This window comes from Cerasicoccus maritimus (assembly GCA_031296935.1).
Classification (GTDB): Bacteria; Verrucomicrobiota; Verrucomicrobiia; order Opitutales; family Cerasicoccaceae; genus Cerasicoccus; species Cerasicoccus maritimus.
Map to the genome: position 1 here is coordinate 14,171 of JAVDPD010000035.1, position 19,564 is coordinate 33,734.

Annotated in this window: 18 protein-coding genes; all 18 read right to left on the reverse strand. The window is 49.3% G+C overall.

The window, feature by feature from the left end; genetic code table 11:
- Positions 1 to 28: 28 nt before the first annotated feature.
- The gene (locus tag RBB62_RS18080; protein ID WP_309400623.1) at positions 29 to 1,471 is read right to left on the reverse strand and encodes an O-antigen ligase family protein; all 1,443 of its coding nucleotides are present in this window, start codon (positions 1,469 to 1,471) and stop codon (positions 29 to 31) included.
- A 66-nt stretch (positions 1,472 to 1,537) separates the two neighbouring features.
- Entirely contained in the window at positions 1,538 to 2,404 is an 867-nt protein-coding gene (locus RBB62_RS18085) for a FecR family protein (protein ID WP_309400625.1), read from the reverse strand.
- A gap of 43 nt (positions 2,405 to 2,447) precedes the next feature.
- A complete protein-coding gene (locus RBB62_RS18090) occupies positions 2,448 to 3,587 on the reverse strand; it encodes an outer membrane beta-barrel protein (protein ID WP_309400627.1) in 1,140 nt (379 codons plus the stop codon).
- An 84-nt stretch (positions 3,588 to 3,671) separates the two neighbouring features.
- Positions 3,672 to 5,054, reverse strand: coding sequence for a hypothetical protein (locus tag RBB62_RS18095; RefSeq protein ID WP_309400629.1), 1,383 nt, complete (start codon positions 5,052 to 5,054; stop codon positions 3,672 to 3,674).
- Positions 5,047 to 5,931, reverse strand: a complete 885-nt coding sequence (locus tag RBB62_RS18100) for a phosphodiester glycosidase family protein (protein WP_309400631.1) — start codon at positions 5,929 to 5,931, stop codon at positions 5,047 to 5,049. Before RBB62_RS18100 ends, RBB62_RS18095 begins: the two co-directional genes overlap by 8 nt.
- Before the next feature lie 127 nt (positions 5,932 to 6,058).
- Positions 6,059 to 7,357 (reverse strand): glycosyltransferase, encoded by a 1,299-nt coding sequence (locus RBB62_RS18105; protein WP_309400632.1) that lies wholly within the window; start codon positions 7,355 to 7,357, stop codon positions 6,059 to 6,061.
- Between the two features lie 286 nt (positions 7,358 to 7,643).
- Positions 7,644 to 9,026 (reverse strand): hypothetical protein, encoded by a 1,383-nt coding sequence (locus RBB62_RS18110; RefSeq protein ID WP_309400634.1) that lies wholly within the window; start codon positions 9,024 to 9,026, stop codon positions 7,644 to 7,646.
- A complete protein-coding gene (locus RBB62_RS18115) occupies positions 9,019 to 10,134 on the reverse strand; it encodes a glycosyltransferase family protein (RefSeq protein WP_309400636.1) in 1,116 nt (371 codons plus the stop codon). The genes RBB62_RS18110 and RBB62_RS18115 overlap by 8 nt, the downstream gene beginning before the upstream one ends.
- Positions 10,131 to 11,156 (reverse strand): CgeB family protein, encoded by a 1,026-nt coding sequence (locus RBB62_RS18120; protein ID WP_309400639.1) that lies wholly within the window; start codon positions 11,154 to 11,156, stop codon positions 10,131 to 10,133. Before RBB62_RS18120 ends, RBB62_RS18115 begins: the two co-directional genes overlap by 4 nt.
- Position 11,157: 1 nt before the next feature.
- Positions 11,158 to 12,294 (reverse strand): glycosyltransferase family 4 protein, encoded by a 1,137-nt coding sequence (locus tag RBB62_RS18125; RefSeq protein ID WP_309400640.1) that lies wholly within the window; start codon positions 12,292 to 12,294, stop codon positions 11,158 to 11,160.
- A gap of 22 nt (positions 12,295 to 12,316) precedes the next feature.
- The gene (locus RBB62_RS18130; RefSeq protein ID WP_309400642.1) at positions 12,317 to 13,321 is read right to left on the reverse strand and encodes a glycosyltransferase family 2 protein; all 1,005 of its coding nucleotides are present in this window, start codon (positions 13,319 to 13,321) and stop codon (positions 12,317 to 12,319) included.
- Between the two features lie 5 nt (positions 13,322 to 13,326).
- Positions 13,327 to 14,244 (reverse strand): glycosyltransferase family 2 protein, encoded by a 918-nt coding sequence (locus RBB62_RS18135; protein WP_309400643.1) that lies wholly within the window; start codon positions 14,242 to 14,244, stop codon positions 13,327 to 13,329.
- The gene (locus RBB62_RS18140; RefSeq protein WP_309400645.1) at positions 14,214 to 14,963 is read right to left on the reverse strand and encodes a hypothetical protein; all 750 of its coding nucleotides are present in this window, start codon (positions 14,961 to 14,963) and stop codon (positions 14,214 to 14,216) included. Before RBB62_RS18140 ends, RBB62_RS18135 begins: the two co-directional genes overlap by 31 nt.
- Positions 14,964 to 14,965: 2 nt before the next feature.
- The gene (locus tag RBB62_RS18145; RefSeq protein WP_309400646.1) at positions 14,966 to 16,051 is read right to left on the reverse strand and encodes a glycosyltransferase family 2 protein; all 1,086 of its coding nucleotides are present in this window, start codon (positions 16,049 to 16,051) and stop codon (positions 14,966 to 14,968) included.
- A gap of 4 nt (positions 16,052 to 16,055) precedes the next feature.
- Entirely contained in the window at positions 16,056 to 16,913 is an 858-nt protein-coding gene (locus RBB62_RS18150) for a glycosyltransferase family 2 protein (protein ID WP_309400649.1), read from the reverse strand.
- A 7-nt stretch (positions 16,914 to 16,920) separates the two neighbouring features.
- Positions 16,921 to 17,853, reverse strand: coding sequence for a glycosyltransferase family protein (locus RBB62_RS18155; RefSeq protein WP_309400650.1), 933 nt, complete (start codon positions 17,851 to 17,853; stop codon positions 16,921 to 16,923).
- Between the two features lie 7 nt (positions 17,854 to 17,860).
- Positions 17,861 to 18,532, reverse strand: a complete 672-nt coding sequence (locus RBB62_RS18160; RefSeq protein WP_309400653.1) for a hypothetical protein — start codon at positions 18,530 to 18,532, stop codon at positions 17,861 to 17,863.
- A 51-nt stretch (positions 18,533 to 18,583) separates the two neighbouring features.
- Positions 18,584 to 19,564, reverse strand: coding sequence for an NAD-dependent epimerase/dehydratase family protein (locus RBB62_RS18165; protein ID WP_309400654.1), 981 nt, complete (start codon positions 19,562 to 19,564; stop codon positions 18,584 to 18,586).

The following is a 19,564-nucleotide window of genomic DNA, read 5'->3' on the forward strand; positions in this document are numbered from 1 at the left end:
AGGCTTGGAGAAGGACTGTTTGGGCATTTTAGTAGTAGTCTTCGAATTTTGGTATTCTGCCAGGGCCAAGGCTTAGTCGAGCTCCAGCGGCGAAGATTGTGCATAAGATGGCGATTCCTGCGAATGGGCCAAGAGGAAAATCGAATGCGGCGAACGTTAAAAATAAGCCTATACCCAAAGCGAGCCAGAAGCATTCTAAATATTTTCGTGGGCGTCTAAAGGTTTTTACTACGATTGCGAGTGGTACCGAGATGAGCATAATGAATCCAATTGAGCCTAATTCGACCCAGTATTGCATCCAATCGTTATGTGCGTATTCATTGCGTCGGATTAGTTTGCCAAGTTCATGTCGATATTCGGGACCAGCATAGGTGCTGAATATGTAGGTGTATGAGCCTAGGCCCCAGCCCCATATTGGGCGGTCTTTTACCATTTTATAGCAGTCTCTTGGGGATGCGTAAAATCTCTGGTCTATTTCGTTGGATTCAATTTGGTTTCTGGATTTATCCATGCCTTTCATGATGTTCTCTGAGGCGAGATAAAACCCGATGGCACCAAATATTATTATCCCGAGAAGTAGCATTGTGCCTATGGTTTTTCGTGATCTACGTTCCATTCCCTTAAAGATTGAAGTGTGCTTTCGGTAGGCAATCGCAAGACGAATTGAGGCAATGCACATGAATATCATAGCAAAGAGAAGGCCGGATCTAGAGCCAGAAAGTGGGATGGAAATCCATAATATTGCAGTCGCGGCGATCCAAACGATGTCCCAACGCTGTCTTGTTCGATCATATTTACCAAATTCATTTTGATGCTGAATTTCGCGCTCAACTACTGCGGCTGCCGCCGCCAGGCTGAGTAGTCCGAATGCCACCCAGTGATTGTAGTAGCGGAATGAAGCGAAGAAATTGGGGTTTACCGGGTCAAATATACCAAGAACTTTTGGGCTGTTAGATAGTTTAAACCATGATCCCAGGGCGGCTAAAATGACTCCGTTGGCTGCTATTATGCAGAGTAGTTTGTGGATTTCTTCTCTTTTGCGTATAACTGTGAACACGCTTACTGCGGTGAGGAGGCAGCCGATTTGAATAAATGCATATTCTTGAGTGCGAATCGGTTCATAGCATATGGGAAGAAAGGGAATGGGGTTGTTTTTGTACCAAGTGATGTAGCTAGCATCAAGGCTGCTTTCTGGGATCCGCAGGGGGTTGTAGATGCTAGCAAGAATCTGTATTGATAAGAATATCCAAGGGCTTAAGCACAGTAGCCACTTTCCGAAACCAAACCATCCTCGATTCATCCAGTGCATCGCCAGTGGAATGGCGCTGAGCCAAGCTACAATGGTTATGATTGAAGTGCTCTCAGGATGTCTGCCTCCAAGCGCCCAACTTGAAATGATGATTAGGAGTGAGGCTTGTGCAATTGCAATATAAGTAGCTGGCGTCGTACTGGTATCGTGGCTGTGGCTCATTGTTGAAAGAAAAAAAAATGCTGGAGCACATTTCGCACTCCAGCATTAGAAAGGTGATCGCTGATTTTAGAATGGACTTACTACATTAACGGTGCCGCCATCCATATTGATCAAATTGCCAGTTTCCAGTGGCGTAAGCACTAAGTCTCCTTCATCGCCACCAGGTGAGATGAGAAACTCGTTGTTTTGAGCGTCAGTAAGGTCTTGATTAATTTGTTCAAGCAAGGCGGCGTCATCGGTTGTCATTGGTCCTGTTTCTCCAGCATCGATTGCCGAGATTAATAGCTCGCCAGTGGTGCCGTCATTGAAGGTAACCGTGATTGTTTTGCTTTCACCCGCATTTACCGTGTAAGTATTGCCATTAACGGTTAAATCTACAACGCCTTCTCCCACAGAGAGGGATGTGATTGCCGATTGGAGTTCGCCTGCCGATGCTAGCGATGCATCGCTTTTGGTAATGGTAGCGAAAACAAACGTAGTGCCACGAATTCCCGCGCTTCCGGTCGGTGAATTGATGGTATAGCTTGAAGTGGGCTGTAGCTTGCGAACACTACCAACAACCTTGCCGTAATGAAGCTCGAGGGTGGTATTCGAAGTGGACGGATCTTCACCGAGTAGAGCGTAGCTTTTTGCGGCCATTTCGAATGGTTCCTGGGTAAACTCTGCAATCTTTACAAAGCTCTCAGGGATAATATTAATAGAACTGCCGTTTGAGAAGAGGAGAAGTGCGGATGAGTCGACTTGGGTTTCGATTGCATAGCCTTCGCTAATGAGGTCCCCACGCTGAAGTGGTTGCTTTTCGCCGGATTCTAGATTGATGAGCGTTACATCACCTTTCACCAAATAGACTTGAACCGTTGGGTCCTGAACGGTTCCGGCTGTTGCGATACTGGCCAAGAAAAGCCAGAGAAATACTTGATTTAGAATTTTCATTGGGTGCTCCTTGATTTGGCTGCAGTGTGTGTGGAGAGTGGAATTAGAAGTGGATATTAACATTACCGAACACGTTCCAGCGATTATACTGGAATGTAGACACGTCAGAATCATTCCACTGGTATGATGCGGTTAGGCCTGCGGATGCCCAGCTGTTAATTATGTATTCAAAGTTCCCGCCGATCACATAAGCATTGTCAGAGCGATTGGTCGGCCCGGTGAAGAATGAGTGGATATAGTCGAAATTCAGGCCTCCACTAAACTGGTCCGTGAACATGTGGCTAACTCCTATCCCGGCGTATGCGGTTTCGAGACCTTGGTTGGCAGGAGACTGCCCAAGGTCAACACCAGCATTTGCTGTGAAGGTTGTCTTTTGGGAGTAAGCCCAAGAAACGCCAGCATTTACGTATGGATAGACAAAATTATCTTGAGTGCTGGGTTTTAGCCAGTCGCGATAGGAAATACCGGTTTGAACGTTGCCGGTGACTTTCGGGGCCAGAACTCCAAATGCTCCAATGAATAGCGTATGGTCGATTGATTCGCTTGTCGGGCCACTTGAGCTGCTAGGCACATACTGATATCGGAAGCGATAGCCGCCATCTAAAGTTAGCTTTTCAGAATAGCTATACTGTAGGCTAGTTGCTATAGCTGTCGATAGGATGTCAGCGAATCCAGCGGTGCGGTAGTCTTGATATTGAATGGATGGAGCGAGGCCAACTCCCCATTTCTCATTTACTTGGTAAGTGAAATTCGTTGTGAAATCGTAGTTGTAAATGTCTGTGATTTGACCAACCAAGTCATTCGCATCCGTAGATCTAAAGAATGAGAAGCCTAGATTATAAGTAAGGTTGCTGCTGACGCCGTTAGGACCCGAGAGTGTTGCAGTAAAGTTCGGGTTTATGGAGTCGTTGACATTGCCAGTACTGCCATAGCGCACAATGCTGAAGCCCGTGCTTATAGTTAGATGGTTTATGCCTTGGCTTCTGGTCCAATCCAATGAGGGCGTAACGGTCAGGACGTCATCTCCCTGTTCGCCGCTGTTGGCATTGATGTTGGAGTCATAGCCCCAAGATGTATTCAGCGCCACACCAACTTCACCGCCAAGGACGGGGAATAGTGCGTAGGCATTAGTCGCGACAGCAAGGCATGCTGTTGCCGTTAGCAGAGTGTTTCGAGTATGCATAGCTATTGTATGGCAGTTAGTTGCAGTTTGTTTTTATAAATAGATGGCGGGTGCCAGTCGCAAGGTTAATTTTTACTATTTTATTTATGGTGTGGTGCTTAACTCGGTGATGATATCTAATTCTACGGAGCCAAAACCGCGCCAAATGTAAAATGTTTTTCCCCCATTTTGTGGGAGAGGGAAATTGTATGTTTTGTTCCACAAAGTGACTTGTGCGGAGGGCGGGGCATCCGGCCCAATGACGGTGAAGTGCACGAGTGCAGCGCTTGAAGTTGCTTTGCCAGACCATAGGTAGTGGCATTGTGCGTTGGACATGGCCAGGTTGCAGGTTTTTCCCTTCCGGATGAGCGAGTAGTGAGGTTCGAATTCTCGCCAGACTTGGGCAACGTCGAGAATTTCTGCTTGATGTTCTTCGCGGCTTAGATGCGGCGAATTGAAGACGAGCATCCCATCAATATCTCTAAGCCAAAGGTGACGCAAGGCTTCACGGTAGGTGGACCTACTCATGGTTGGTAGTTCTGGTGTTGATCCATCGCGTACGATTCTGGCTACCCAGGGTATGGCTCCGAGGTAGGGGGCGGCACTGATGCGGTTTTGGGCATCAATTGATACATGACGTAGTAGCAAGTTGAGGTAAAATTGATCTACGGCTTGCTGGTTGGAGTTGGTTCCTAGCCCAGATTTTTCAAAGGCTAAGGTATTACCATATGCGTATGGGTTGGAATGGGTGAAGAGGGTGGGGCCACTGGTCGCAGTCGGTTCGCCTATGACATTTTTTACCGGGTTTTCTGGGAAGGAAAGTATCGACAGCCAATTTAGAGTGCTAATCGCAGGGAAGCGCTCTCTCGCTGGAGCACAGATGTAAGTGCTGGCGACATTTAGGGCAAGCTGACGGTGGAAGGCTGGCCATTGTTCTGGGGAGACGTTGGCAGGGCTGACTGTGCTTGATGTTGCCTTGGGGTAGGGGGCGGAAAAGGGAAATCCCTCGTAATCCAGCCATAGGGCGTCAACAGAGATTGCCTTATCTTCGTAGAGCCCCAGGGACTCATCGATTAGCCTTGAGACTTGTCGCCACTGTCTGAGGTTTAGGGATTCTTCGGGGGATTGGGGAAATGGGCGGGTCGATCCGTTTGGAGCTTGAATGGGGAATTGCTTAAGGCCCTCCATGATTTGAATTGGAGCGTTGGCATCATAGAGTGCTTGTGCTGTTTCACCATAATGTTTCGTAAGTGGTAGGTGTTGGTTGAAGCCGAGGGATCGTATCGCTTTGATATCGCTGGGTGGCAATGGATCAAATCCCACGCCAGTCCAGATTAGCATGGGGCCAGCTGGCGGCGGTCGAACGGCACGCTGTAAGAGAGCCTCTTGTTTGAGTAGGTTTAGTGTGTCCGCGTTGCTCCATTGGGCTGTTGCTGATCCATGTGCTAGCATCATAAGAGCTGCGACGGTTCGAAGAGTGTTATTCATCCTGGTTTATGGTGATGCCAAACATGAAGGGGATTGGTCGCGGGATGACTTTTTTGGGGCGAGGAATCAACAGATAGTTTTCACCGGTTAGAATAACCATGCTGGTGCTACTTCCCCCGTCGAAATTAATCGCTCGATCAACTCCAAGGCTGATGAAGTGGTTTGCCATTTCGGGAAGTGATGCGCCTTGTTTTCCTGACTTGGCTAGGGGTGGGGGGCCGCACACGCATAAGAAGAGCCATCGGCCGTCAGCCGAAATTCCAGCTGACGAGCGAAAAGTGCGTTCCTTGTAGGGGGTGATTGCTTTGTAAGGCACACCGTCTTTTACCAGCCAATGGTAAGCGCTAAATGCCCAGACTGCATTATCGGGGTAATTCTCTGCGGTTAGCCCAATTTCGCCATTCGGCTTTTGCCATAGGATTGGATAAGAGGGGGCGGCCGGGCCTTCGCCTATCGCTGGTGCGTCTCGTGGAAGTGCGAATCCTCGCAGTGTAACGTTTGCTCCACGTATAAAAGTTTTCCAAGTCTCTGTAGCTTCGGGGGATTTGTTGGGCAACGTGTAGGATGTTGCATTTATGCCGACCACGAATCTGCCGACCATAGCCATCGTTGTTGGCAGCTCTAGTCTTGAGTTTGCTTGTTCGGGCGCGGTATTATTGGGGGGATTGACTAGAAGGTTGAGTTGGTAGAGGTTTGATTCGAGGTCAAGGCGAACCGTCGTCAACTGGCCGTCGCCACTCTTTGTTGGTTCTTGCCAGTATATCAATGGTTGAACGTCATCTTGCGATGGGCGTTCATTGAGGCGAATTGCTAGTGGCGGATGACTGTTTAGGAATAATGCACTGCCTATAATCCCGACCAAAGCTAGAGCGAGCATGCTCGAGATTATAAAAATGTGTGTACTTCGTCTAACTCTGCAAAACACTAATTCTGAGCTCTCTGCGGTCTTCGGCAGTTTTGACAGGGCATGTTGCTGAGCAGCCTGTGCTCAAATTCTAAGCGTTTTAGGCAACTCGTTGAATGCAGGATGGTTCTGGCTGTTCATTTCTGAGCCAAGAATAGACATCATTTAATTGTTGGGCGAATCGGACCCAGCTATACTTTTCGACGATTAGCTTGCGGCCACGTTCACCTAGTTGACTACGTTCTTGGTCTGTTAGGCTCATGGCTTCTTGAAGGGCAACGGCCAAGGGATCAGCCCCTATGTCTGTCCACCAGCCACATCGGTGCGTTTCGATGTCTTTCCATGGGGCTCCCTTGGTTGTAATGACAGGTGTTCCACAGCCCAGCGCTTCGGCGATTGTTAGGCCAAAGTTTTCGGTGTGGGTGGGGAGCACGAACAAATCAGCTTCAAGGTAGGTCTTCCATTTCCTCTCGTTGCTTTGGGGTTCGCAAAATGTAATATCTTGGCGTATGCCTAGTCTGTCAGCTAGTTTTTGGAGCTCGGCCTTGTGGTTATCTTCTTCTGGTCCAACAATTTGAATACGCCAACCTGGTTGTCTTACTTTAGCCCAGGCTTTTATAAGGTTGTCGATACCTTTAACCTTCTGGATTCTTCCGAGGAAAAGCAGCGTGCGAATTTCGGGATGCGCTTTCTTTTTAGATTCTTTCTGTAATGTCTGTAGCTCTGCTTCAGATGGAATTTCTACTCCATTTGGTATCACTGCGATAGGCGCTGTAATACCGAGATTGCGCACCTGTTGCATTTCATTGCCAGCTGTAGCATGAATACATGAGGCATTCTGTAGCATTCTACGCTGATACAGTTGCCATGCTACGGCCTTTTTTAGGCGCTTATGTCGCATGGCCCATGGCGCAGTCATCCCTCTAGGTGAAATGAGGTATGGGAGGCCGAATTTTTGGGCAAATCGAGGACCTGCGTTTAGAAAAGGTAGCCAGAGCCCGTTCGTGTGGATGATCGTGTTGTGGCTTGCAGATATGTGTTCGTTGAGATAAATATCTGCATTGCAAGCATTTGTGCCCATGATGTAGCACTTTGGCTCGTCAATAATCAAAGGCGATGGGCTATTTCGAGTGATGATCGAAATATCTACCCCCTGGGAAGCCAATTCTCGACAAATTTGTGGTACGGATCGAGATAACCCGCCAGAGCTCGCGTCGAGATCTTTGACGAAATGATAGACACTGGCTTGAGCCAGTCTATTCACGGATTTATGCAGCCACGAGGTATCCCTGGGCGTCTGATGTCGTCGCGCATCGCCTGCACGATGCTGAATCAGTTTGGGGGATGTTGTCGTGTGCTTGGCAAAAACCGGAGCAGTATTTTTCAGTAGTGTAGCCATGGGCGCGATTATGGGTCATGCTGATGCTAGGCAAATCGGTAGCATTCGATTTGCCATACGACCTATTTTGTTGCGCGGGATTGACAAATGGCGTGGCAACTACGGGTTCGCGAAGAAAATTCGCAGACCTATTGCAGTTATCCAATGCATTTGCGCGTTTCATGAGTATGTAGTGGTAGCACTTGCCATACCATAACACCCATTTTAACCAGTGTTAGATGTGACAAGCTTCTATTTTTACTACAACTTAGAAAAAAATTGGATTTTGGCGAGAATAGAATTTTGGTTAATTGGATTCAGGCAGTTGTGGGTTTTCTTCTTCTTGGTTCGTGAGCTCTTCGTCATCTGCTTCTTCATCGCTTGGAATGATGAATTTATGTATGCAAATGAAGCCACCTAATGCTAGTATAGATCCTTTCACTAGCTGATTTAAGACCACGACTAGTTCGGTTTCAGCTTTAATTGCCTGGTAGAATATCAGTGGTATCCAGAAAAGGAAGTAGGCATCTTTATAGGTGAAGCGTATGGCTAGCTTGTATATGCCAGCATAGCATAGCCCCCAGATAAACATGAAAACGACTCCTTTGAATCTCCCGAAATTCGCATAAGCTTCGCCCAAAATACTGGTACCCATTGAGGTGCCATTTTCTAGGTTTAGTCCGGTAAAGCGCTCAAAATTTTCCTGCCCGCCTGCTTGTTTTTTATTTTTCATTACTGCGCGGGGAAAGATGGAGCTGATGACGGCGTCTTTAATCGTTTCCCCCCCAGCATAGGGTTCTGCTAACGGTACGTTCACCATGATTGCCGAGACGATCCAGCCTTGGTTGATACGTTGCCCTGCCGCCATCAATGCGTGTTTATTGAAAAAACCCTGCTGGAGCACGATTTTTTCATAAACTGTTGCGAGCAAGGATACTTCCTGCCGGCCCCAAACTTTTTCACGGTAGTCGGCTTTGATGATTTGAATGACGAAAACGCAAATGAAGCCGAGTGAGAAAAACACCGCCTTTTTGGGGGGCGTCCACTTTACGGTGTGAAACCAATAGCAGGCTACCAGGCTGACCCAGATGATTAAGTCATGGAACATAGCTGATTCCGCGCTTCGCACCACGAGGCTGGTCATGGCTAATACCGCGAAGGGGTAGCGCCATCGGTGACCGCTAAAAAGAAAGTAGATTGCCGCTACGTATCTCAGCTGGCTAAGCAAGACAAAGGCAAATGCCAAGCTTCCAGGTCCGAATCGCAGCGCTATGTCTGCTAAGATACCTAAAATGAATAATGCTACACCGCGATAAAAGAGTATGGGTTGGCCAAGGCCTTTGAGGAATTCCTTTTGTTGGACTTCAGCTGGGAATAGGTAGAGCGCCGCGAGGTAGAAGCAGGTCCCAGGCAAAGCAAATACATAGTATTGATCTGCTTCAATGTACATTTCGTAGCGAATATCGGTTGAGCCATAGGCATACGCGATGATCGGACCGATTAGCCACTGTAGGCTGGCAATGCAGGCGGTAATTTCAATGATGGGAATGTGCGTGTCTAAACCCTTGTAGAATGAAATGAACGCCAAGGCGAATACCGCAATAGACAGTATGTCGTTCGAAAATACTTGGAAGGAGCCAAGGATGCCTAACGTGATGAAGGCTGAAATGTATGGTGTTCGGTTACCCATTAAAAAGCTTACTAATTAGGGGAGATGTCGCTTGCTCGCAACTGTAGTCTGTTGGGAAATTAACCTTCTGTGCCTTTAGCTTAAAATGTGTTATTTCTGGTCCTAAGCGAGTGTAATCCAGTTCTACAAGCGGCAAGTCGGGGCGATTTGCCTTCATCTCACTTATCTGTATCATTTCTTTGGGAAACCATACTTCCAATCCTGCGGCCCAATATTCGAATAGCTTGTTGGGTGCGTTATAGATGAAATTGGTGGTATTGCCTTTATAGAGTATCAGTCCAATATCATATTTGCTTAACTGCTCGGGCAGAGCCTCGTAGTCCCACCCCTGTGGGTTTGTGATGACATTGGAAAAATTTCTTTTATCCAGCCAATCCCAAACAGCTTGGTCTACATTGAAGCCACTGATGGTTAGGCTCAATTGTTCAGGAAAATGCGCTGCCCATTCAGCCACCTCCCTGATGTAGGTATCATGGAAAGATGCTGAACCAAGGTATAGGAGTTTTAAGCGCTTGTTTTGGGGGTGGTTTGAGCGTTTAATGCGCCAACTGATGGGGGGGAAGTTTGGCCATGAATGTAGCTTTTCGCCGTCGATCGCTGGATTGTCTTTTTGAAAAAACTGTAGGCGATTGTCGTTGGTTTGTGATATCCATTCAGCTCGGTTAAACAAAGCTTTCCGCTCGGCAGCATGCGCCCATTTGACGAGTCGCATGCCTGGGCGATCGTAGTCCCCGGGCGCATAATATTCATGATGGTGAATGAAAAGGCGCGCTTGCCCTCCCAGTAGATGGTAATACATCCAGATGGCCAGTGCTGAGTGTGGCTCGATGTAGATGACTGCATCGACTTTGGCGCGCTTCAATCCCCGAGCGCAGGCCCAATTCCAAGTAATGCTGTCCAGCAGGCGTTTGGCTGCGTTGTTGGAGGGAATGACGTAACGTGGTCGCTGAATTTCAACCCTGCTGCAAGTGAATTCCGGTCGCTCTTTATCGTTTGCGCTGCTCCACACAGTTAGTTCTACGTCCTCACGGCTGGCGAGGTGGCGAATCGTATTTACTGCCGGAGGGTAATATTCTATCGGCAAAATATGGACGTAGCCAATTTTCATGCTCGATCGGGCAGTGCTCCAGTTTGCTCAAGTAACGAGGTGAGAATTGAATGATAGTCTCGTTTGTCCAGTTTAACACGTGCTTCACCAGCTCGGGTCATGGCTTTTAATTGCTCAGGCCTTTGGAGCAACTGGGCTACTTTCGCAGCGAGATCTGTGTAATCGTTATAGAACAGGGCTTCATCGTCGGTGAAGAAGGAGCGGGTTTCCGAGTTCGATTCTGTTGCCAGGATTGTGCCACAGGCTGGGATTTCAAAGGTGCGCGTGGTGTGCAGTTCTGGAAAGCGCTTGGAGACGAGGCCTAAGCCGACTGAGGCTTGGGAAATAAGTTTGGCGTAGTCATCGCCATAAATTTCGACGCCGACGAAATGCAGATTCGGGTTCCCGGCGTGGCGTTCGCAGAAATTTCCCCAGTTCACACCAGCCAACCGCAGCGGAACGCCGGCGTTGAGCAATGCTTCGGCGCATTGTTCGCGGTCAGGTTCGCACAGGCCGATAAACGCCGCCTCGAGTCGTTTTTCTTCAAGGGAAACGCGTGGATAGTGGAAATGCGGGTCGTAGGCTTGAGTGGTGAAGATGAGGCGCTCCGCGGGGAGCCATTTTGCATAGTCCTCGGCTTCGAACGTTTTTGTGCTGATGGCCCAGTCGTAATACTGTAGAGACTGATCGAATGATTTGGAGCGGTTGGTATGATACGCGGTGTCAGGTGTGTAGTGGATCAGCTTGGCGCCACACTCTCGCATGATCTTGGTTGTCGGCACGGAAAGGTTGGCGGCTTTGTCTACCCAGATAAAATCCTGCTGGGGCTTCAGTTCACGTTGAACGAGTGCGTTGGTTTGGCTGATCACCGGCCCCATTTTAAGCCGGAATGACAAGGTCTTGGCCCAGCGCGGAGCTTGTAAGTACGGCTTATGCGTATCGACCCAATTCCATTCCCAACTGGGAGTCAGCGCCTTGAGGACATCCGCCCTCATGCGTGAGGTTGTGCCTTTGGTCAGGATGCCAATGTAGGTTGCTTGCATGCTACTGGTTAATCCTTGCTTTCATGTGTGCCGCCATTTGGGAGCCTACTGCCTCCCAGGTCGAGGTTTCTAATGCTCGCGTCCGTGCTTGTTCACGCATGTGTTGGTAGCGTCCTCGGTCTTCAATCAGTGCTTCTATGGTTTGGCCCAGTGACTCAGCGGCTACGGGTGGGTCCAGTAAAATGCCGGTTTCGCCATCTGCTATCAGTCCGGGGATGCCGAATTTTCGCACGCTGATGGACGGACAGCCAAAGTAAGCGGCTTCGGTGAGGACGAGTGGGCTAGTGTCCTCACGGGTTACGTGAACGAGCAGAAATGCACTACCCAGAATTTCTTCGAAGCGTTTCAGCTCATCAGGGTGGTCTGGACGTAGTTTGCCTTCGTAAGTAATTTCTGGAAAAGCACGCCAGTCGTCAGTGGCGGGTTCTCCGCCGATGATGTGCCAGCGAAGGGCAGGATGCCGTTTGCGCAATTCCTTGAATGCTTCGAATAGGATGTCGCCGCCTTTTTGCTCAAACTTCATGGCGATCGTTACGAGGCTAAGCGACTCGCCATCCCATGAGTCTTTTGAGGGGGGGGGGAGGACTCCGCCGCGGCCAAAGGCTTCATAATGCTGGGCACGAAGTTGATAGGCTTCGCGTGCACGGTCTAACCCCCACTGTGATTCAAAATACACGCCGGCAGCATTCTCCAGGAACGCGGCTTCCTCAGCCCAAATGCGCTCGAGATCGCGTTGGTCAAAGTCGGCGGGGTCAAATGTGTTGAAGAAGAAGGTGTGGAAAACGACGTCTAGGTAGACGAAGTAAGGCCCGTCAGGTGTACTCCGACACCACCGTGTTGCAGAGCGAAAAAAGATAGCGTCATCGGTCTTGGAGGATTTTGCTTCAACCTGTCGCGCGTTGGCATCGAGCACCTTGGGCGAAAAATATGCAAACTTGCCGGGGCGGCGTAGCACCTTGCGTTGAAATTGGGACCAACGCTGCTCCATCGCCGATACTTGAGGTGTAATCTTGTGAGGAGTGACTCGATCGAAATGTCGTTTGAGCTGCTCGAAGCAATGCCAATTCACCGCGTAGGAACCGCCACCCGCGGGACTTAGATCGAGGTCGCTGAAGTAGGCAATGGAAGTTGTGCTCATGGCGAATGGCTGGTTCAGATGCTTAGCGGGCTTCGAGCTCGTTTACTCGAGCCTGCTCTTTGCGCTTTAGTATCGAAGACCAGCCATTGCGGTAGGCAAATGTTTGCATGCGACGAATGTTTTTCCAGCCGAGTGTTGGCATAAGTAATTTCAAGGCTCTCCCACCTTGCAGGCTGAGGTCGCTGCCACCAAGCGAAGTCACTGCTTTTTCAGCTTTTTGCGCTAAGTCTGGATATTCAGGGAAAAACTGGAACAACCACATCTGATAGCGGTTGGCACACAGGCGGCGTATACGCTCAGAATTCTCTCTCGCCAGTAGTTGATTGCACCCAAGCATTGTCGTTAAATAAGCAGACTCCATCGCCTTGCGACTACGGGAACCACTAAGCGAAGTAGTAGTTGTTTTGCGATATGCATAGAGCGCGTCTGGCGCCCACTTGACACCTGTTGAGGCAAGGAGTAGGCGGATGCTGAAATCAAAGTCGTTGTTTAAGCCGAGTTTGGGGTTCCAGCCCCCAGCGCGCTCAATCACTGCTTGAGGTATGAGCCACTTCCAGCCACCCATCATGCCTTCGTTTTGGCTAAGCGACTCGACTAACCATTCCAGTGGGTCTTCGTAGTCGCGGTTTGTTGATTCTTCGCGTGGGGACGCGTTGTGCCAATCTTCGACGAAGTAGCCCCAGGCGCAATCGGCGATCTTAGAATTGTCTTTTTGTAGAGCATCGAGTTGGGATTGGATGTGGTTTGGAGATAGTGCGTCGTCTGCGTCCAAGAATTTTATGTATTCTCCGCGGGCATTTTCGAGCCCAAGGTTAGCAGCAGCAGATTGTCCGGCGTTGGTTTGTCGAATTAGCCGAATCCGCTTATCTTGTATGCTTGAAACGGCGTCAGCTGTTTCATCAGTAGATCCATCATCGATGACAATTATTTCTAGATCCTCATGTGTCTGCGCGCAGGCCGATTGAACCGCCGGGAGAATCCAGTTTTCAGCGTTGAAAGCTGGCATGATAATCGAAACTAGTGACATGGATGCTAGGGGTTGGGATATCCTCTGAATCCACCAATCAACTCGCTAAAACTCAGGCCAGAAGTTTGAAAGGTATGCCACGCCAGTTTGGGCGACTTTCGTCTGAGCATCATGGATAGTATGCGTCGCGCATGCGTGCGCTTTATGCGTTCGCCTACTAGTTTTTTTTCTTCAGTGTTCAGGTGACTGGTGCTGTGCAGTGTTTCCAGCTCAAGTTTATGCCGTACGTTGAGCATTTGGGTAGTCTTTTGCTCAAGTTGTATTTGCTGTCCATCATGTTGACGCCACCAGACCAGCGCAGGAGGCAAGCTGACGAGGGGCCACCGTTCAGCGAGTTTGAACCATAGCTCGGTGTCTCCAACGAACTGACGTCCGCTAAATCCACCCACAGCTTGAAAAGAGTCGGTGCGGATCAAGCTGGCAGTCGGCCCCACTCCAAAGAGGCTTTTTCCTAAAAAATGCGCGCGTAAAGTAGCACGTTCACTCGTGCAGAATGGAAATGGTTGTGCGGGGTCTGAATTATTAAGAGATAGGGCTAGCGCTGCGTCAGGGAACTGCTCCATTGCTTTCAGCATAACACTAAAAGTATAGGGGTAAACCATGTCATCAGCATCCACATATTTCAGGTATTTTCCACGCGCCTTGGACGCGGCTTCATTGCGATTCGCATAGTCTCCTAAATTCTCAATATTTTGAAATGCGCGAATCCTTGAATCGCGTTTTGCCAATTGCTGCGCCAAGCTAAATGAGGAGTCTTTGGAGCAGTCATCGACGAGAATTAGTTCAAAATCCTTAAAGTCGGATTCAAGAATGCTGTCGACTGTTTCTTGGAGGATATGTGCACGATTATAAATCGTGACCAATACAGAAATGATGGGCTGATCTGAAGTGGTCATCGGAATATTTTCGTTAGCCGCAGCCATGCGCGGTAAGGCAGCGTGCGCTGAATTTTGCGAGGGTCTATTTGCCAGTGCAGTTTGATTGGAGATTGGGCGTTGTGACGACGAATCTCTGAGTAAGACATTAAATTTTCTGGGTAGAGATAGCGGTAAGGGGGAGGGGCCTCAAAGCTAGAATCCACTTCTAGATAAGCTCGCGGCGGTTCATCGTGCTGATGATGGCAGATTATACTAAACGCCGGGTTTTTGACTAAGTATCCTGCCTCTTGCATTTCATAGAGTATGCGATTATCGCAGCGGGGTGCGCCTAATGGGAAGCCTCCATTCATGTGGCGAAGTGGGCCGCGAAATACCCACGTGTCCTGACTGTCATTGCGGTCAAAAAGCTGAGGTTTCTGGGTCCAGCTATCCCAGCGCCCCAAGGCCCAGGCGTTCTGCGGGGTGAGATGCTTATGTGCGAGTGAAATGGTTTCATCCAGCCATATATCGGTGTTGGCAATGGCGGCAATGTCTTCTTCGGTCTGCAGCTCATTAATCCATGCGAAGAAGTCATTGAAGAGAGGGCGGTGTTGAATCTCGCGAACGACCAGTTTTGGATGTTCCGGTAGTTCTGCCTCGCCTTCGCGCAGTATGCATAGCTGGTCGATCGCGTCGCAGCTGAGGTTGCGATTGACCGCTTCAAGAAATTCATCGTGGCGATGCTTATCCGCGCAAGGAAACCAGGTTGAAAAAAGACGGAGCATTGCTATTGCGTCGATGCCCTCATTGCATGGATGTTCATTCTTTGGCGAACGATTTCCATCGTGTCATGGGCGCAGGCTCCCTGGCCGCCTCCTGTTTTGCTGGGGAAATAGCTGGCGGGCAGGGTGGCCATTGCGAGGCGACGTGCCACGCGCAGCAAGGCATAGGCATTCACTTTGCAACGCAAAGCAATATGGAAGTAGCTGTGGATGATAATCCTGCGCAGCGTTGGTAGAGTGTAATATGCTTCCATCCGGTTAATAGTATTCCAGACGGGCGTTTCTGGTTCGGGCAAGTTGAAAAGTAGGAATTCCGCTTCTTGGAAAAACTGCCCTTCCCAAAGATTGCAGAGATGGGCTGAAGCGTTTGCTGCCTTCATGGATTTGGCGCATTCGGTTAGACGATTCTGGCGGTTGAGAAACATGTGTTGCCCGGACTCGCTCGTGATCCGTGTTTGCTCTCCTCGGCGTACAAAGGCATCGGGGACTGCGGCCAAGACCGCTTCAAATTTCAAGTCAGCAAGGAGAGCGCGCGTATGCAAATCACTGTCATCGCCGTAGAATACTTTTTCGTTGAATCCACCTAAATCCAGAAACGATTGCCGCCGCCATAAGCCGGAACTTGTGTGCCAGGGGCCCGTCGATGTCAGGAATCTCTCGAGCTCTGGGACGCCGTTGTTCATTTGACCCCAGAGTTCATCTAAATCGCCAATACGTTCTTTGAACAACGCGGCCGGGAAGGTTAGGAAGTCGACATCATTGCGCGGAATATGCTCCAATCGTTGTTCTAAGCACCAAGGGGCCAGCAAGTCATCTGAATCCAAAAAAATCAGCCATTCACCTTTTGCTGATTCGGCTCCGACATTGCGACAGGCTGATGGCCCCTTAGGGCGGTCGAGGCGCTGCAATACTTTGATTTGTTCGCCATCGCCTAGCCGTTGAAGCTCATGGAACGTATCTGTTCTTGAACCATCATCAACGATGCATACTTCCCAATGAGGGTAAGTCTGCTCCCTGATCGAATTGAGCGTATCGACCAATAAATCAACACGCTCATAATGGGGAATGATAATGGAAACTAACTCAGGCATTAGCTTAGCCGCTGAGGTTTTCTCGGATTTGCGAAACCTCTGAAAGTGAAAATATGCGGTATATTTTCGGGAACTGTTTTTTGAGCAGATCCGGTCTCATCGCATCGAGCCTGAACTGCTTGTATTTCCGTTCCCATTTCTTAGTCTGCTCGGCATTTTCTCGAATTTCGAGCACCGCATCGTATTGGGGTTGGCTCATGTATCTGCGATAAATCTTTAGCAGCTCTTCGATACGCTTCTCTCCACCGGATCCAGTTTTATGGGCTTCGTGAAAGCGGTAGCTGGAAAGGTAGGCAGGCGTCGTTTTTATTTCGGATTCCTTACTGGCACGGATGTACCAGTCCCAGTCGAACGCGTAGTTGAGCGTAGTGTCTAATTCGCCAACAGCCTCCCAAAGTTTGCGTGTCCAAAAACTGCTGGGCTGATAAAAGTAGTCAGAGCAAAGCAGGTTGAGTTTTTTAGCGGATGCTTCGATATCACTACCATGTGCGGTTGGTGATGCCTGGTGGAAGTGAAAACAGTTGCCGAACAGCAACTCTTTCCGCTCAGGATTGAGCTGCTCGCTAACCAAGGAAAGTGCGCGGGGATGATAGTAGTCGTCTGAGTTTAGCCAGCATAGGATGTCGCCTGTGCTTTTTCTGAAGCCTTCGTTGATGGCGGATGCTTGGCCGCCATCGGGCTGACTCTGCCAGTAGGTCAGATATGCTTCGTACTTTTTGATTATATCAACCGATCCATCATCGCTGCCGCCATCCATGACGATGATTTCGACATCGAGCTGAGGGTAGAGGCAGGATAGTAACGTTTCTTCCAGGAATTGCGCCTGATTGAAACTTGGGATGATTACGGAGATTTTTGGCACCGTTCGATTATTTGCCAAGGATACGTTTGAGCTTTGATTTCACCCTTTGTTTCAAGGTGATGCTTGGATTCCAGCTTTCAATTAACTGTTGATGGAAGGCTTTGTAGGCAGAAAGGTAGCTGCTTGATTCTATATCGGGCAGATCACAATCTGACCAAAAGTTTCGCCGATGTCTTAGGTCTACCTGATACAGCAAGTCGCTCTCTTTACAGTTCGTGGCCTCTTTGTCGAATCCGCGATTTCGAACGAAGCTTTTATGTGGATAGAGGCTGTATCCGTTATTTAAATAGAGAGTCGCATACCATCTTATAGCCCAAGTGTCACGTGCTCCCGATGCATTCTCTTCTAAAGTCGCAAAATGATTAAAGCTATCGTCCACATTAAACGCAGATAAACCCTTGGCTTTCACTTTATTTATCAAGAGATGAATGTCGTGGGTGTAGTGCTGCCACTTGTCACGCCAGGTTGCCCAACCCCAGGAGCCCGGTAAACGATACAGGCCAAGCTCGGGAAGTTGTTTACTTGTTGGGATCATGTAGCCAGAGATATGAAACACGCGCGGATGGAAACGGTAGCGTGCGAGCATGGTCAACATGAAGTCAAAAAAATCTTCCGCCAGCTCGAGGTCATCTTCTAATACAATGATCGATTCGTGCTTTTTGAGCACGCTGCTAACGCCGCCTACTATCGAGTTCGCAAGACCGATGTTCGATGGCTGTTCGATCAAAGTAAAATTGGAATACTGTTGGCAGATATCGCGAACTATGCCGACTTTCTCTTGGTCACCCTTTACGGATTTTTTGGGCCCATCGGAATAAATATAGACTGGCAGTTGGAGGATTTCTGGACGACTGCTGATGCTTCGCAAAAGCTCCTCCGCACGATTTGGGCGGTTGTATACGAAGAGGGCAATCGCTACGTCTGACTGCTCTACGTCCATCTGAGGCTTACTTGACAATCTTGTGAATCAGATTCTTTGCTTTGCCCGTCATCGTTTTTTGCTTAGCTGAGTATTCGGCTTTTATGCGCTCATACTCTTGGGCCTTCCAGGTGAGCTCGATCAAGTCCACAGCATGCTTGGAGTATTCGATGATGGTTTCTTCTATCGATTTTGGGAAATAGAAAATGACATCGTTGATGATCGACAGTTGGTGCTTACTGCTAATTGCCAATAGGCCATGCACAATTTCCGTGAGGGTTGGCCAACTGCTAATCTCATGTGGTGGTGCTGGGGTTGCGGTAAATAGCCGTGCGTCATCAATCAGTATGATGTCTTCTTCCCCTAAGGTCGCGATAGATTCCAGTTCGGCAAGTAGCGGGCACTGTGATGTCTCATTGCTCGTGTTGTCTGCCTGACACCAATGTGCATCTAGCCAATAGATGGAGTTCCCTTTTAGCTGAGGCTTTAGCTGTGCTAGCCACTCTGCGGCATCTCCCAGCGACGCTTTGACTTTGGTGTTGTTCGCAAAGCGCGCCTGGATGTCTTTAAATAATTCGGGAGATGCCTCTACTGTGTAAGTCTGCTCAAAATGTCGCGAGGCAGCTTCTGCTGTGTCTCCGTGGAATGTTCCCGTTTCGACGAAGTTCTTATAGATACCCAAGCCTAGCAATGCGGACATTAGCTTGGGATCGATGCTGAATGATATTGCCCCCATATTTCGTGTACTAGTTTAAACGGTTTGATACAGGTTTAGTGCTTTGCGGATGCCATCGCGGAAGGAGACATTGTATTCGAAGCCGAATTCTTTTTGTTTGGCGGTGTCGCCACCGCGAGCGAAGACTCCTGCGGGTTTGTCAGATAAGCCGATGACTTCTGGCTCGTAGCCGCACTCTTCCGCCGCGATACGCGCAAATTGTTTGAAGCTTGTGTAGATGCCGGTTGAAAGATTCAGGGCATCGCCGTCGTCGATCTTGTCGATGCTTTGAAGGACGCCATCGACACAGTCTTCGATGTAGATGAAGTCACGCATCTGGTCGCCGGTGCCCCAAACAGTCAAGGTGTCTTCACCTTTATGGGCCATGGCGCGCTTGCAAATGCTGGGGAAGGGATAGCTATCGTCCTGGTCTTCGCCATAGCCAGAGAATGGGCGGTAGCAAGCGGACTTGAGGCCATGCTTTTCATAGGCGAGTCGGGCCAGGTATTCGCAGGTGAGTTTGGCCCAACCATAGGACATATCGGGCATGCCGATGTCGTCATCGAAGGCGATCATGTCTTCGGTCAACAGCTCATAGCCTTCGGCGCGCTGGCGACCAATTGGGTAAGCGGCGCTGGAGCTGAAGCATGCGGTTTTGCTAGGTTTCGCTTTTTCTGCCCACTGCCAATATTCGGCATCGATGGAGAGGTCGTCCGCGACCGCGAGGGGATGGTTTTCAATCATCGCGCGTCCGCCCACCATGGCAGCGAGGTGAAACACGTAGTCAAAGTCGTCATCGCCATGTTCTTTAAACCACTGTCGGCAGTCCTGTTGATAAAACTTGAAGTTGTCATAATCGCGCGGATTGAACAACGGCCAGCCGCCATCGGGGTCAATGCCGCCAGTGAACTCTGCTACCGGGTCAACGCAATGGACCTCGGCTCCTTGATCAAGAAAGCGTTTGCAGAAACGGCGTCCGACGAAGCCGGCGCCACCAGTGATGAGTATTTTTTGCAT

Excerpts from the sequence above, each read along its gene's own strand:
- RBB62_RS18080 (WP_309400623.1), bottom strand. The coding sequence starts at position 1,471 with ATGAGCCACAGCCACGATACCAGTACGACGCCAGCTACTTATATTGCA.
- RBB62_RS18085 (WP_309400625.1), bottom strand. The coding sequence starts at position 2,404 with ATGAAAATTCTAAATCAAGTATTTCTCTGGCTTTTCTTGGCCAGTATC.
- RBB62_RS18090 (WP_309400627.1), bottom strand. The coding sequence starts at position 3,587 with ATGCATACTCGAAACACTCTGCTAACGGCAACAGCATGCCTTGCTGTC.
- RBB62_RS18095 (WP_309400629.1), bottom strand. The coding sequence starts at position 5,054 with ATGAATAACACTCTTCGAACCGTCGCAGCTCTTATGATGCTAGCACAT.
- RBB62_RS18100 (WP_309400631.1), bottom strand. The coding sequence starts at position 5,931 with ATGCTCGCTCTAGCTTTGGTCGGGATTATAGGCAGTGCATTATTCCTA.
- RBB62_RS18105 (WP_309400632.1), bottom strand. The coding sequence starts at position 7,357 with ATGGCTACACTACTGAAAAATACTGCTCCGGTTTTTGCCAAGCACACG.
- RBB62_RS18110 (WP_309400634.1), bottom strand. The coding sequence starts at position 9,026 with ATGGGTAACCGAACACCATACATTTCAGCCTTCATCACGTTAGGCATC.
- RBB62_RS18115 (WP_309400636.1), bottom strand. The coding sequence starts at position 10,134 with ATGAAAATTGGCTACGTCCATATTTTGCCGATAGAATATTACCCTCCG.
- RBB62_RS18120 (WP_309400639.1), bottom strand. The coding sequence starts at position 11,156 with ATGCAAGCAACCTACATTGGCATCCTGACCAAAGGCACAACCTCACGC.
- RBB62_RS18125 (WP_309400640.1), bottom strand. The coding sequence starts at position 12,294 with ATGAGCACAACTTCCATTGCCTACTTCAGCGACCTCGATCTAAGTCCC.
- RBB62_RS18130 (WP_309400642.1), bottom strand. The coding sequence starts at position 13,321 with ATGTCACTAGTTTCGATTATCATGCCAGCTTTCAACGCTGAAAACTGG.
- RBB62_RS18135 (WP_309400643.1), bottom strand. The coding sequence starts at position 14,244 with ATGGCTGCGGCTAACGAAAATATTCCGATGACCACTTCAGATCAGCCC.
- RBB62_RS18140 (WP_309400645.1), bottom strand. The coding sequence starts at position 14,963 with ATGCTCCGTCTTTTTTCAACCTGGTTTCCTTGCGCGGATAAGCATCGC.
- RBB62_RS18145 (WP_309400646.1), bottom strand. The coding sequence starts at position 16,051 with ATGCCTGAGTTAGTTTCCATTATCATTCCCCATTATGAGCGTGTTGAT.
- RBB62_RS18155 (WP_309400650.1), bottom strand. The coding sequence starts at position 17,853 with ATGGACGTAGAGCAGTCAGACGTAGCGATTGCCCTCTTCGTATACAAC.
- RBB62_RS18160 (WP_309400653.1), bottom strand. The coding sequence starts at position 18,532 with ATGTCCGCATTGCTAGGCTTGGGTATCTATAAGAACTTCGTCGAAACG.
- RBB62_RS18165 (WP_309400654.1), bottom strand. The coding sequence starts at position 19,564 with ATGCAAAAAATACTCATCACTGGTGGCGCCGGCTTCGTCGGACGCCGT.